Annotated in this window: 12 protein-coding genes; 7 read left to right on the forward strand and 5 right to left on the reverse strand. The window is 75.9% G+C overall.

Translation table 11 applies throughout. The features are described from left to right. From rpmF to smc, 6 genes are all read left to right on the forward strand, one after another. The gene (gene rpmF / locus FB380_RS12270) at positions 1-180 is read left to right on the forward strand and encodes a 50S ribosomal protein L32 (RefSeq protein ID WP_166755283.1); all 180 of its coding nucleotides are present in this window, start codon (positions 1-3) and stop codon (positions 178-180) included. Positions 181-197: 17 nt separating this feature from the next. Beyond that, on the forward strand, positions 198-1,016 hold the full coding sequence (rnc, locus tag FB380_RS12275) for a ribonuclease III (protein ID WP_229682084.1): 819 nt from the start codon (positions 198-200) through the stop codon (positions 1,014-1,016). A gap of 3 nt (positions 1,017-1,019) precedes the next feature. Further along, positions 1,020-1,898, forward strand: coding sequence for a bifunctional DNA-formamidopyrimidine glycosylase/DNA-(apurinic or apyrimidinic site) lyase (mutM, locus tag FB380_RS12280; RefSeq protein WP_166755284.1), 879 nt, complete (start codon positions 1,020-1,022; stop codon positions 1,896-1,898). Then, positions 1,895-2,170 carry an acylphosphatase gene (locus FB380_RS12285; RefSeq protein WP_188959598.1) on the forward strand — a complete coding sequence of 92 codons (276 nt, stop codon included), beginning with the start codon at positions 1,895-1,897 and terminating at the stop codon, positions 2,168-2,170. The genes mutM and FB380_RS12285 overlap by 4 nt, the downstream gene beginning before the upstream one ends. A 149-nt stretch (positions 2,171-2,319) precedes the next feature. After that, entirely contained in the window at positions 2,320-2,511 is a 192-nt protein-coding gene (locus FB380_RS12290; protein WP_164701286.1) for a hypothetical protein, read from the forward strand. Positions 2,512-2,696: 185 nt separating this feature from the next. Further along, complete coding sequence (gene smc / locus FB380_RS12295) at positions 2,697-6,263, forward strand: chromosome segregation protein SMC (RefSeq protein WP_166755285.1); 3,567 nt, start codon at positions 2,697-2,699, stop codon at positions 6,261-6,263. Here the strand turns inward: smc and FB380_RS12300 are convergent, their stop codons facing one another. Then, positions 6,264-7,025, reverse strand: coding sequence for an endonuclease/exonuclease/phosphatase family protein (locus FB380_RS12300; protein ID WP_166755286.1), 762 nt, complete (start codon positions 7,023-7,025; stop codon positions 6,264-6,266). Next, a complete protein-coding gene (locus FB380_RS12305) occupies positions 7,022-8,683 on the reverse strand; it encodes an alkaline phosphatase D family protein (RefSeq protein ID WP_166755287.1) in 1,662 nt (553 codons plus the stop codon). Before FB380_RS12305 ends, FB380_RS12300 begins: the two co-directional genes overlap by 4 nt. Before the next feature lie 39 nt (positions 8,684-8,722). Here FB380_RS12305 and ftsY point away from each other — a divergent pair, with 39 nt between their 5' ends. Then, positions 8,723-9,931, forward strand: a complete 1,209-nt coding sequence (gene ftsY / locus FB380_RS12310; RefSeq protein WP_166755288.1) for a signal recognition particle-docking protein FtsY — start codon at positions 8,723-8,725, stop codon at positions 9,929-9,931. A gap of 22 nt (positions 9,932-9,953) precedes the next feature. Here the strand turns inward: ftsY and FB380_RS12315 are convergent, their stop codons facing one another. The 3 genes from FB380_RS12315 to cbiQ are packed head-to-tail and all read right to left on the reverse strand — an operon-like array spanning position 9,954 to position 13,290. Next, the gene (locus FB380_RS12315; RefSeq protein WP_208382828.1) at positions 9,954-11,762 is read right to left on the reverse strand and encodes a SpoIIE family protein phosphatase; all 1,809 of its coding nucleotides are present in this window, start codon (positions 11,760-11,762) and stop codon (positions 9,954-9,956) included. Beyond that, positions 11,762-12,511 (reverse strand): energy-coupling factor ABC transporter ATP-binding protein, encoded by a 750-nt coding sequence (locus FB380_RS12320; protein WP_166755289.1) that lies wholly within the window; start codon positions 12,509-12,511, stop codon positions 11,762-11,764. The genes FB380_RS12315 and FB380_RS12320 overlap by 1 nt, the downstream gene beginning before the upstream one ends. Beyond that, positions 12,508-13,290 carry a cobalt ECF transporter T component CbiQ gene (cbiQ, locus tag FB380_RS12325; RefSeq protein WP_166755290.1) on the reverse strand — a complete coding sequence of 261 codons (783 nt, stop codon included), beginning with the start codon at positions 13,288-13,290 and terminating at the stop codon, positions 12,508-12,510. The genes FB380_RS12320 and cbiQ overlap by 4 nt, the downstream gene beginning before the upstream one ends. Position 13,291: the final 1 nt, after the last annotated feature.

Below are 13,291 nucleotides of genomic sequence, written 5' to 3' on the forward strand. Positions count from 1 at the left end.
GTGGCCGTTCCGAAGCGGAAGATGTCCCGGAGCAACACCCGCGCCCGCCGGTCGCAGTGGAAGGCCACGGCCCCCGCCCTGGCGCCCTGCCCCAACCCGGCCTGCCGTGAGCTCAAGCCGCCGCACCAGGCGTGCCCCACCTGCGGCCAGCACGACGGTCGCCAGGTCCTCTCGGTCTGACCCTGCGCAGCTCCGGCGTGGCGCAGTCGACCCGGACACCGGCGTCCTCGGTGCCGGACTCCCTCACGGGGGAGCCCGGGGCCCAGGACGCCGGTGTCGGTGTGCCCGCCGGCGGTGCGGCACACGCCGGACGGGCGGCCCGGTGGCTGCTCGATGCACTCGGCCTCGAACTCCCCGGCGACCTGCTCGCCCTGGCGTTGACCCACCGGTCCTACGCCTACGAGAACGGTGGGCTGCCGACCAACGAGCGCCTGGAGTTCCTCGGCGACTCGGTGCTCGGCCTGGTCGTCACCGACGAGCTCTACCGCAGCCACCCCGACCTGCCCGAGGGGCAGCTGGCGAAGCTGCGCGCTTCGGTGGTCAACATGACCTCGCTGGCCCGTGTCTCCCGGGCGCTGGGCGAGGGGGGCATCGGGCCGCACCTGCTGCTGGGCCGGGGTGAGCAGTCCACCGGCGGCCGGGAGAAGGACTCGATCCTCGCCGACGCGCTCGAGGCGCTGATCGGTGCGGTCCACCTCGGGCTGGGGCTGGACACCGCCTCGGCGGTCGTGCACCGGCTCTTCGACCCGCTGCTGGCCGAGTCGGCCACCCGTGGCGCCGGCCTGGACTGGAAGACCAGTCTCCAGGAGCTCGGGGCCGCCCTGAACCTGGGTGCACCGGTGTACGACGTGCTCGATGCGGGTCCCGACCACGCCAAGACCTTCACCGCCGCCGTGTCGCTGGCCGGTGAGGTGCGCGGCTCGGGCACCGGGCGGACGAAGAAGGCCGCCGAGCAGGAGGCCGCCGAGACGGCCTGGCACGCCCTGTCCGCCGACGGCGGACCGACGCGGGACTGAGCCGTGCCGGAGCTGCCTGAGGTCGAGGTCGTCCGCCGGGGCCTGGAACGCTGGGTCGCCGGCCGGACGATCCGTCAGGTCGAGGTGCACCACCCCCGCGCGGTGCGCCGGCACCTGGAGGGCGCCGACCACTTCGTCGCCGCGCTCACCGGCCGGACGCTCACCGCCGCCCACCGCCGCGGCAAGTACCTGTGGCTGCCCCTGGCCGAGGTCGACGGTGCGCCGTCCGGGCGTGCGCTCGTCGCCCACCTGGGCATGAGCGGGCAGCTGCTGGTGGAGAAGCCCGACGAGCCCGACGAGGTGCACCTGCGGGCGCGCTTCCGGTTCACCGACGGCGGCCGGGAACTCCGGTTCGTCGACCAGCGGACCTTCGGTGGCCTGGCGGTGGAGGAGGCGGCGGGCGACGGGCTCCCGGCGCGGCTGGCGCACATCGCGACCGACCCCCTGGACCCCTCGTTCGACCTGGACGACTTCAGCGCGGCCCTCCGCCGCCGGCGCACCGAGGTCAAGCGGGCGCTGCTGGACCAGACCCTGATCGGCGGGGTCGGCAACATCTACGCCGACGAGTCGCTGTGGCGGGCCCGGCTGCACGGCGGCCGGCCCACCGACAAGCTCACCCGCGCCCAGGTCGCCGACCTGCTCGAAGGCGTGCGCGACGTGCTGGGTGAGAGCCTGGCGCAGGGCGGCACCTCCTTCGACTCCCTCTACGTCGACGTCAACGGGCAGAGCGGGTACTTCTCCCGCCACCTGGCCGTGTACGGCCAGGTGGACCGCCCGTGTCCACGGTGCGGCACCCCCATCCGCCGGGAGTCCTTCATGAACCGGTCCAGCTACAGCTGCCCGCAGTGCCAGCCCCGCCCGCGCGCCCGCTCGGTCCGATGAGCACCCCACGGCGGGTGGTCGCCCTGGTCGACGGGCAGGTGCAGGGCGTCGGGTACCGCTGGTTCGTCCGGCAGGCGGCGACCGGGCGTGGGCTCACCGGCTCGGCGACGAACCTGCCCGACGGCCGGGTGGAGGTGGTCCTGGAGGGCCCGGACGACGACGTCCGTGCCGTGCTCGCCGAGCTCTCCGGGCCGCGGGCCCCGGGGTCGGTGACCGCGGTGGAGCACCGGGACGACGACGCGCGCGGGGTGCCCGACTTCACCGTGGCGTGACGAAGACGACATGCCCCCGACACGGTGGGGCCCCCGCGGTGCCGTTGACCCAGGTCGGAGCTGGTGTCACCCTGAGAGCGCCAGCCCGCGCAGACCGCCCCCCGGCGGTGCGACGGGACCTCCCTCCTGCAGTGAAAGGCCGTTGAGTCATGGCCAAGGCCCTGTTCGGTTCCGTCGTCGCTCCGCACGAGCTTCGGGCAGCCGAGGAGAACGCCGCCCTGCGGGCGCAGGTGCGCCGCCTCGAGGCGCAGCTCGCTGCCCTCCGCGAGGAGCGTGACGCGGCGATCGCCCGCGAGCTGCTCACCATGGCGCACGAGTCGGCCGACCCCGTCCTCGCCTGACGAAGGCGCTCGCTGCCCCCACCGCTCGCACGCTCGCGGCGGTCCCCTGCAGCGAGGCCGACACCACACTGGTCCCAGGCGCCCGTCCCGTGCATCGCCGGACGGGCGATCGGCGTGTCGTGGGTGAGGATGGGGCCGCCCTGCGCTGAGCAGGACCGTCGTACCCCCCTGGGAGTCTCTCCACCGTGCACCTGTCCAGCCTGACGCTCAAGGGCTTCAAGTCCTTCGCGTCGCCGACGACGCTGCGCCTGGAACCGGGCATCACCGCCGTCGTGGGGCCCAACGGCTCGGGCAAGTCCAACGTCGTGGACGCCATCGCCTGGGTCCTCGGCGAGCAGGGCGCCAAGAGCCTGCGCGGCGGCAAGATGGAGGACGTCATCTTCGCCGGCACCGCCGGCCGCCCGGCGCTGGGCCGCGCCGAGGTGACGCTCACGATCGACAACTCCGACGGCGCGCTGCCGATCGACTACACCGAGGTCTCGATCACCCGCCGCATGTACCGCTCCGGGGAGAGCGAGTACGAGATCAACGGCGACAAGGTGCGGCTGCTCGACGTCCAGGAGCTGCTCAGCGACTCCGGCATCGGCCGGGAGATGCACGTCATCGTCGGCCAGGGGCAGCTGGACGCCGTGCTGTCCGGTCGCCCGGAGGACCGGCGGGCCTTCGTCGAGGAGGCCGCCGGCGTCCTGAAGCACCGCAAGCGCAAGGAGAAGGCGCTCCGCAAGCTCGATGCGATGCAGGCCAACCTCGACCGGCTCGGCGACCTCACCGCCGAGCTGCGCCGGCAGCTGAAGCCGCTGGGCCGGCAGGCCGAGGTCGCCCGCCGTGCGGCCGGGGTCCAGGCCGACCTGCGCGACGCCCGGTTGCGGCTGCTCGCCGACGACCTGGTCGGCCTGCGCGACGCCCTAAACGCCGACATCGCCGACGAGACCGCCGCCCGTGCCCGGCGGGCCACCGTCGAGGCGGCACTGGGCGAGGCCGCCCGCAGCGAGTCGGCGCTGGAGCGGCAGCTCGCCGCCGACGCGCCGGTGCTCGCCGCCGCCCAGGACAGCTGGTTCCGGCTGTCCACGCTCGCCGAGCGGTTCCGCGGCGTCGCGCAGCTCGCCGCCGAGCGGCACCGCCATCTCGCCGCGGTCCCCGCCGCCGCCCCCGGTGGCCGGGACCCGGACCAGCTGGACGCCGAGGCCGACCGGGTCGACGCCACCGAGCGCGAGCTGGCCGCCTCCCTGCAGGCCGAACGCGGTCGGCTGGACACCGCCGTGGCCGTCCGCGGAGAGGTCGAGACCACGCTGGCCGAGGCCGAGCGGGCCCTGGTCGCCGCGGCCCGCGCGCTGGCCGACCGGCGTGAACAGCTGGCCCGGCTCTCCGGGCAGGTGGCCGCGGGACGCTCCCGGGCGGCGGCCGGTGAGGCCGAGATCGAACGGCTGGCCGCCGCGGCGGCCGAGGCCGCCGACCGTGCCGAGGTCGCGAGCGACCGGCTGGCCGCCCGCCGCGAGGAGCTGGGCGCCGACGCCGGCGGGGACGAGGGGCTGGCCGCCGCGCACGCGGCCGCCGTCACCGCGCACGCCGAGGCCGCCCGGGCGGTCACCGAGCTCGCCGCCGCCGAGCGCGCCGCCGAGCGCGACCGGGCCGGCTGGCAGGCGCGCCGGGACGCCCTGGCCCTCGGTCTCGCCCCGGCCGACGGCGCTGCCGCGGTGCTCGCGGCCGGCCTGCCCGGGGTGCTGGGCCCGGTCCCCGACCGGCTCACCGTCCAGCCCGGGGCCGAGGTCGCCCTGGCCGCCGCCCTCGGTGGGCTGGCCGACGCGGTCGTGGTCGACGGGGTCGAGCAGGCGGCCGCCGTGCTCACCCACCTGGCCCGTGAGGACGGAGGCCGTGCGGGCCTGCTGGTCACCGGTGGGCTCCCGGCGGTCTCCCGGGACGGCTGGCCCGAGCTGCCCGCGGGCGTCCGCTGGGCCCTCGACCTGGTCCAGGCCCCCGCCGAGCTCGCGCCGGCGCTGGCCCGGGCCCTGGAACGGGTCGCCGTCGTCCCCGACCTGCCGGCCGCCGTCTCCCTGGTGCGCACCCACCCCCGGGTGCGGGCGGTCACCGACGCCGGTGACCTGCTGGGCGCCGACTGGTCGGTCGGCGGTCAGGCCAACGCACCCTCCGGGCTGGAGGTGCGCGCGCGGGTCGACGAGGCCGCCGCGGAGCTGGACCGGGCGGCCGCGCACGCCGCCGGGCTGGCCGACGAGCTGGCCCGGGCCCGCGAGGCCGCCGCGGACCGGTCGGCCGACGTCGACGCGGCGCTCACCGCCCGGCAGGCCGGTGACCGGGCCCGCTCCGCCGCCGCTGCCGAGCTCGCCGAGCTCGGTGCCGCCGCGCGGTCGGCCGTGGCCGAGGCCGAGCGGCTGGACGCCACCCGGGTGCGCGCCGAGCAGGCGCGCGAGCAGGCCGTCGCCGGGCTGGTCGAGCTGGAGGACCGGCTGGCCGCCGCCGAGGCCGCGCCGATGGAGGAGGAGCCCTCCACCGACGAGCGCGACCGGTTGCGCGCCGAGGCGGCCGCCGCCCGGCAGGCCGAGACCGAGGCCCGGCTGGCGGTGCGCACGGCCGAGGAGCGCGCCCGCTCGCTGGCCGGCCGGGCCGAGTCGTTGCGCCGGCAGGCCCGGCAGGAGCGGGCGGCGCGGGAGCGGGCCGCTGCGGCCCGGGTCGCGCGCGAGCGGGGCGCCCGGGTGGCCGCGCAGGTGCGGGCGGGTGCGGAGGAGGCGCTCACCCACCTCGCGAGCTCACTCGCCCGGGCGGCCGCCGAGCGCGACGCCCTGGCCGAGGCCCGCACCGGCCGGGATGCCGAGCTGCTGGTGGTCCGGGCCCGGGTGCGCGAGCACACCGCGGAGCTCGACCGGCTCACCGACGAGGTGCACCGCGACGAGGTCGCCCGCGCCGAGCAGCGGCTGCGGATCGAGGCGCTGGAGTCCCGGGCGGCGGAGGAGTACGGCGTCGACCTGCCGACCCTGCTCGCCGAGTACGGCCCGACGGCGCCGGTGCCCCCGACCCAGGCGCAGCTGGCGGCAGCGGAGGCGGCGGGGGAGCCCGAGCCCCAGCCGGTGCCCTACGACCGGAGCGCGCAGGAGCGCCGGGCCGCCCGCGCGGAGCGGGACCTCGCCGCGCTGGGCAAGGTGAACCCGCTGGCGCTGGAGGAGTTCGCGGCCCTGGAGGAACGGCACACGTTCCTGGCCACCCAGCTCGAGGACCTCAAGGCCACCCGCCGCGACCTGCTCACCGTGGTCCGCGAGGTCGACGCCCGGATCCACCAGGTCTTCGCCGAGGCCTTCGCCGACACCCAGCGGGAGTTCGCGCAGGTCTTCGCCACCCTCTTCCCCGGCGGTGAGGGGCGCATCTTCCTCACCGACCCGGAGGACCTGCTCACCACCGGGGTGGAGGTCGAGGCCCGGCCGCCGGGCAAGAAGGTCAAGCGGCTGTCGCTGCTGTCCGGCGGCGAGCGGTCGCTGACCGCCGTGGCGCTGCTCGTCGCCATCTTCCGCGCCCGGCCCTCGCCGTTCTACGTCCTCGACGAGGTGGAGGCGGCGCTGGACGACGTCAACCTCGGCCGGCTGCTCACCCTGATCGAGCAGCTCCGGGACACCTCGCAGCTGATCGTCATCACCCACCAGAAGCGGACCATGGAGATCGCCGACGCGCTCTACGGCGTGAGCATGCGCGGCGACGGCATCACCGGGGTGATCAGCCAGCGGCTGCGGGAGCTGCAGGCCTCCTGATCAGCCGCCCGCCGGCAGGTCCAGCTCGACCAGCAGGGGGTGGTGGTCCGACGCCCCGGAGCCGTCCAGCACCCGGGCGCCGGTCACCGTCACACCGGCCGACACCCACACCTGGTCGATCCGCATCCGCGGACGGCGGGCCGGGTGCGTCATCCCCTGCCGGGCGTGCAGCGAGAACCGCCCGGCCTGGTCGCTGCGGTTGGCCGCCAGCTCCCAGGCGTCGCTGAGGCGCTCCCGCAGCGGCGCGAGCTCCGGGGCGGTGGCGGCTGCGTTCAGGTCGCCGACCAGCACGGCGGCCTGCGGGTGGTCGTGCAGCCCGGCGAGCGCGGCGGCCTGCGCGGCCCGGTCCTCGGCCGATCGGCTGGACAGGTGCGTCGTGGTCACCCACAGCTCGCCGCCGGCCAGCTGCACCCGCGCGCGCAGCGCCGTGCGTGGCTCCCCCTGCCCGGGCAGCCGGTGCAGTTCGGAGCCCAGCAGCGGCAGCCGGGACAGCAGCGCGTTGCCGTACTGCCGGCGGTCGGTGCCGCCGCCGGGTTCGTCGATCGAGGGCCCCCACGCCAGCTCCAGGTCCAGCGCGCGGGACAGCAGCAGGGCCTGGTCGACGTGCTCGCTGCGGTCGCCGAAGTGCCGGTCGACCTCCTGCAGGCAGACCACGTCGGCGTCCGCGGCCGCCAGCACCTGGGCGAGCCGGGGCAGGTCGTGCCGGCCGTCGCGGCCCACGCCGTGGTGGACGTTGAAGCTGACCAGCCGGACGGAGGTCATGACAGCCGGGTGTCCAGCACCTGGGTGAAGTGCTCGGTGCCGTCGTCGTCGCGGCTGGTCGCCCAGAGCAGGAACCGGGCGTCCCGGCCCTCCAGCAGCAGCTCGCCCAGCTCGTTTCCGAAGAAGGGCCCGGCCTGCTTCCGCCACCGCAGCGGGCTGCCCTCCACCCGGGCCAGCGCACGCAGCCCACCGGTGAGCACCCGGGCCCACCGGCTCCAGCCCACCTTGAAGCCGATCTCGATGGCGTGCGGGGCCTGGTTGTGCAGCGGCGACACGGTCAGCTGGTGCACCCGGGTGGCCAGGTCACCGGGGTCCACCAGTTCGGCGGCGTACGCGTGGTGGACGTCGCCGGACAGCACGAGGGCGGTGGCCGGCGGTTCCCCCAGCTCGCCGCGGGCCGTGGCCACCAGGGTCCGGCCCAGCCGCTCGAAGGACTGCCCGAACGCCGCCCAGTGCTCCAGGTCCGCGGCCTGCCGCAGCTTCTCCATCAGCCGGCCCAGCGGCCTGCCGTGGTGGCGCACCGACAGGGTCTCGTTCCACCGCTCGATGTCGTGCACCGAGTGCGGCAGCAGCCAGGGCAGCGAGGTGCCGATGAGCAGGTGCTCGACGCCGTCCTGCACCGACTGGCGCACCGCGGCGTCGACCCAGTCGAACTCGGAGTCGTCGACGATCTTGCGGTCGTGCTCGTCCAGCCCCCGGCCCGCGCGGGTGTCGACCATGATCAGCCGGGTCGGTCCCCAGTGCCGCACGTAGCTCCAGCGCACCGCCTCCGGCTCGTCGTCCGCCGCCCGGGCCATCGCGTCGAGCATCGGGCCGGCGTCGTCGGAACCGTCGGCGCGCTGCTGGATCGCCTGCCAGGTCGCGTTCTCGGCCAGCTCGTTCGGCGAGAGGTTGCCCAGGTGCTGGTAGACCCAGTAGCTGACCAGCCCGCCGCAGATCCGCTGCCGCCACCAGTCGGTGCGGGTCACCTCTGCGCGCCAGGCGGCCGAGGTGTTCCAGTCGTCGATCATCTCGTGGTCGTCGAACACCATCGAGGACGGGATCGTCGACAGCAGCCACCGCACCTGCGGGTCCCCCCAGGACTCCGCGTAGAGCCGGCTGTACTCCTCGAAGTCCGCGGCCTGGGCACCCGGTGGCTGGGACAGGTCCCGGCGGGCGGCCATCCACTCCCTCGTCGCCGGGGTGACCTCGTCGGCGTAGACCTGGTCGCCGAGCAGGACCAGGGCGTCGGGCCACTGGTCCTCCGGCAGGTCCAGCAACCGGCGGGCGTAGCTGTCCAGCGCGTCCGGCGGGATCGCCTCGCGCACGTCGACCGACGTGGGCGTGGCGTAGCGGCAGGAGCCGAAGGCCAGCCGGAAGGGGCCCGGCCGCCCGGCCGTCCGGATCCGGCTCGGCGGGGTGCTGGAGTCCGCCGCCGGCCAGACCCGCCGGCCGTCCAGGTGCACCTCGTAGGGGGTCGTGCTGCCCGGCTCCAGGCCCTCGACGACGACGAGGGCGTAGTGGTGGCCGTTGACGCAGAACGTCCGGGCCCGCTGGCCCAGCACCGCCACGTCACAGGCGCGGTCCGTCTCCACCCAGATGGTGGCCGACACGGGGTCGACGTGGCGGAGGAGCGGCCCGAGCAGCAGGAGCGGTCGGGTGCCGGCGGTCTCGGGCATGGGGCACAGCCTGCCCCATGATCCTGGGAGACTGTCGGCATGGAGTTCGTGCTGATCGCGATCGCGATCCTCGTCGTCGCCCTCATCGCCGGGGTCGGGCTGCTCGTCAACCGCGGCCGGCGCACCACCCGGCTGGACTCCGACGCCGCGCGCGGCACCACGCTCACCCGCCCGCCGATCGCCCCGGACCCGACCTCGGGCGCCACCGCGGCCGACCGGTACACCGGGCCCCCCACCCCTGCCGCGCCGACCGGGACCGAGCCGACCTCACCGGTCGACCTGCCGGCGGAGCCGGAGCCCGGCCTGGTCTTCGACACCCCGCCGCCCTCGGCCGGCCGGCTGATCCGGCTGCGCTCGCGGCTGGCCCGCTCGCAGTCGTCGCTGGGCCGCGGCCTGCTCACCGTGCTGGCCCGGGAGAAGCTCACCGAGGACGACTGGGAGGAGGTCGAGGAGACGCTCCTGGCCGCCGACGTCGGCGTCGCCGCCACCACCCAGATCGTGAACCGGTTGCGCACCCAGAGCCTGGTGCTGGCCACCGCCTCGGGCCTGCAGCTGCGCGACCTGGTCGTCCGCGAGCTCACCGCCGTCCTGGGCCCGGACCTGGACCGGACCCTGCACACCTCCCGGCACGACGGGCGCCCGGCCGTGGTCCTGGTGGTCGGGGTGAACGGTGCCGGCAAGACGACGACGGTCGGCAAGATCGCCCGGGTGCTGGTGGGTGACGGGAAGAGCGTGCTGCTCGGGGCCGCCGACACCTTCCGTGCGGCCGCCGCCGACCAGCTGGAGACCTGGGGCGAGCGGGTCGGGGTGCTCACCGTCCGCGGTCGCGAGGGCGGTGACCCGGCGTCGGTGGCCTTCGAGGCGGTCCGCACCGGCACCGAGGCCGAGGTGGACGCCGTCCTGGTCGACACCGCGGGGCGGCTGCACACCAAGTCGGGTCTGATGGACGAGCTGGGCAAGGTCAAGCGGGTCGTGGAGAAGCACGGGCCGGTCGACGAGGTGCTGCTGGTGCTCGACGCCACCACCGGTCAGAACGGGGTCGTGCAGGCCCGCGTGTTCACCGAGGCCGTCGAGGTCACCGGGGTCGTGCTCACCAAGCTCGACGGCACGGCCAAGGGCGGCATCGTCGTCGCCGTGCAGCGTGAGCTGGGCATCCCGGTGAAGCTGATCGGGCTGGGGGAGGGGCCCGACGACCTGGCGCCGTTCGAGCCGGAGGCCTTCGCCGAGGCGCTCGTCGGCAACGCCTGAGGGAGACGCCTGAGGGAGGCGCTCAGGCGGCGGGGGCGATGCGCAGGGCGAGCAGCGCGACGTCGTCGGCGTGCTCCGGGGCCATCCGGTCCAGCAGTGCATCGCACAGCTCCTCGACCGGCCGGCCGGCCAGTTCCTGCGCGGCGGCGACCAGGCGGGCCAGGCCGTCGTCCAGCGTCGACCGGCGGTGCTCCACCAGGCCGTCGGTGTACAGCACGACGGTGTCGCCGGGGTGCAGGTCGAGGACGTGCTCGGTGCGGAGCCGGTCGGGGTCCACGCCCAGCAGCAGGTCGTGCGGTCGTTCCAGCAGCTCCGGCGTCCCGTCCGCCCGCACGATCAGGGGCGGCGGGTGCCCTGCGTTGGACCAGCGGAGCCGGCGGATCCCACCAGGGCCCTCCTCGACCCGGGCGAGCACCGCGGTGACCAGGGTGGTCACCCCGAGGCCCTGCTGAGCGCGGTCGAGGGCGCTCAGCACCGCGGCGGGTGGCGCGTCCAGGGAGTGGGCGATGCCCCGCAGCAGGTTGCGCAGCTGGGCCATCACGGCCGCCGCGGTCCGGTCGTGGCCGGTGACGTCGCCGACGACCAGGGTGGTGGCGCCGCCGGGGGTGAGGAAGGCGTCGTACCAGTCGCCGCCGACCTGCGCCTCCTGCGCCGCGGGCCGGTAGCGCACCGCGATGCGCAGGCCGGGCGGCTGTGGCGGAGCGGTGAGCAGGGACCGCTGGAGGGCCTCGGCCAGGCTGCGGGTCGCCTTCGCCCGCCGCCGCTCGGCCTCCAGCCGGGTCACCCGCTCCACCGCCTGCCCGCACTGGGCCGCGTGGGCCTCCAGCACCCGGACGTCGTCGTCGTCGAACTCCCGCGGGTCGGCCCAGCCGATCGTCCAGGACCCCAGCAGCCGTCCGCCCGACCGCAGCGGGAGAGCGGCCCACGAGCGGATGCCCAGGCCGCGGAGGAGGCGGACGGCGTCGGGGTGCCGGGGCTGGTCGGCCTCGGCGTCGGTGATGAGCACCCGCTCGCCGCGCACGGCGGCGCGGGCCATCGGCAGCGGTGAGTCCACCGGCAGGTCCGCGGAGAGCAACCGGCTGCCGCGGTCCTCGGTGAGGGCCAGGCCCTCGCCGTCGGGCGTGCGCAGGACGACCGAGGCGGCGCTGGCACCCAGCGCCGACCGGCCCTGTTCGAACAGCAGGTGCAGCAGCCCGGCCGTGGTCTCGGCGGTGGCCAGGGCGGAGACGGTCGTCGCCAGCCCGGCGAGGGAGCGGGCGGTGCGCCGCTCCCGCTGGCTGCTGAGCTGGAGCGCGGCGTTGTACTGCTCGAGCTCCCGGGTGCGGGCGAAGAGGTCGCTCTCCACCTGCTCCACCCGGATCTGGCCGCGCTCGGCCGCCTGGCGCGCCTCGTCCCGGTCGCGGATGTAGTCGGTGATGTCGTCCGAGCGGTGCAGCAGCAGGACGACCTCCCCGTCGTCGTCCAGGATCGGCACGTTCCGCGGGCTCCAGAAGCGCTCCGTCCAGCTGCCGTCGGGCAGCGGGATGTCGTACTTCTGGATGGGCATGGTGACCGGCCGGCGGGTGTCCCGGGCCTCGGCCAGCGAGGCGCCCAGGTTCGCCACGCCGTCGGCTGCCGGGTCGGCGGGGTTGCGCGGGAAGACGTCGAACAGGTGCCGCCCGACGGTGTCCTCGAGGGTGGTCGCGGTCGCCTCCAGCCGCGCCCGGTTGGCGTGCACGATGACCAGGTCCGGGGTGAGCAGCAGGAACGGCGCCGGGGCCTCGTCGAAGATGCGGGCGAAGTCGGGCACCGGCAGGTCGTGGGCCGCCCGGCGCATCGGTGACCCGTCCATCAGCCGACGGCGCGGGGGTCGAAGCCGAAGGGCAGCTCCAGCCGGTGCGCGGCCAGCAGCCCAGGGTCGGCCAGCAGCTCCCGGGTCGGGCCGTCGGCGACCACCACCCCGCCGTCCAGCACCACCGACCGGGGGCAGAGCTGCAGGGCGTAGGGCAGGTCGTGGGTGACCATCAGCAGCGTGATCGGCAGCGCCTGGAGCACCTCGGCGAGCTCGCGCCGGCCGGCCGGGTCGAGGTTGCTGCTCGGCTCGTCGAGCACCAGCACCTCCGGCTGCATCGACAGCACCGTCGCCACGGCGACCCGCCGGCGCTGGCCGAAGGAGAGGTGGTGGGGTGCGCGGTCGTGGGCGTCGGCCATGTCGACCGCGGCCAGGGCGTCGGCCACCCGCCGGGCGACCTCGGGCTCGGGCAGGCCGAGGTTGCGGGGACCGAAGGCGACGTCCTCGCCGACCGTGGGCATGAACAGCTGGTCGTCCGGGTCCTGGAAGACGATCCCCACCCGGCGCCGGACCTCCTGCAGGTGCCGCTCCTCGACCGGCAGCCCGGCGACCTCCACCCGGCCGCGGCCGCCGCGCAGGATGCCGTTGAGGTGCAGCACCAGCGTGGTCTTGCCCGCCCCGTTGGGCCCCAGCAGCGCGACCCGCTCGCCGGCCTCCAGCCGCAGGTCGACGCCGTAGAGGGCCTGGTGCCCGTCGGGGTAGGCGAACGCCAGGTCGTCGACGAGCAACGAGGGGACGGGGGTGCTCACCCCAGCAGTGAACCCGCTGCCAGCACGGCGACCGCAGCCAGGGGGAGGCTGAGCGCGGTCGCCCAGGCCCGCCCGCCGACGACCGCCACCGGCCCGCCGGGCAACCGCCCGGTGTAGCCCCGCGACAGCATCGCCAGGTGCACCCGCTCGCCGCGCTCGTAGGAGCGGATGAACAGCGAGCCGGCGGCCGGGCCGAGCACCTTGAGGGCCCCCAGGTGACGGCCGCGGAACCCGCGGGACTCCCGGGCCACCCGCATCCGGCCCAGCTCGCCCCCGACCACGTCGGCGTAGCGGATCATGAAGCTGAGGATCTGGACCAGCACCATGGGCAGTCGCAGCCGCTCCAGCCCGCGCAGCAGCGCCCGGGCATCGGTGGTGGCGGCCAGCAGGGTCGCGGCCAGCACCGACAGCGTGGCCTTGGCCAGGATGCTGCCGCCGGCGGCGAGCCCGCTCTCGGACAGGGACACCCCGAGCACGTCGGTGCGGGGGCCGCGGGAGACGAACGGCAGCAGGACGGCGAAGAGGACGAAGGGCACCTCGACCACCAGGCCCCGCAGCAGCCGCCCGGGCCGCACCCGGGCCACCGCGGCGACGATCAGCAGCAGGACCAGGAAGCCGGCGTAGGCCGCCGCCGCCCACCCGACGTGCACCGGGGTCGCCACGACCACCAGGGCGAAGGCGAGGACGGCGACGAGCTTGGTGTGCGGCGCCAGCCGGTGCACCGGGCTGTCGCCCGGCACGTAGGCCGCGGCCAGCGCCCCGCCGTGTCCCGCGCCCACC

This window comes from Modestobacter marinus (assembly GCF_011758655.1).
In the GTDB taxonomy this organism is placed as follows: Bacteria; Actinomycetota; Actinomycetes; order Mycobacteriales; family Geodermatophilaceae; genus Modestobacter; species Modestobacter marinus.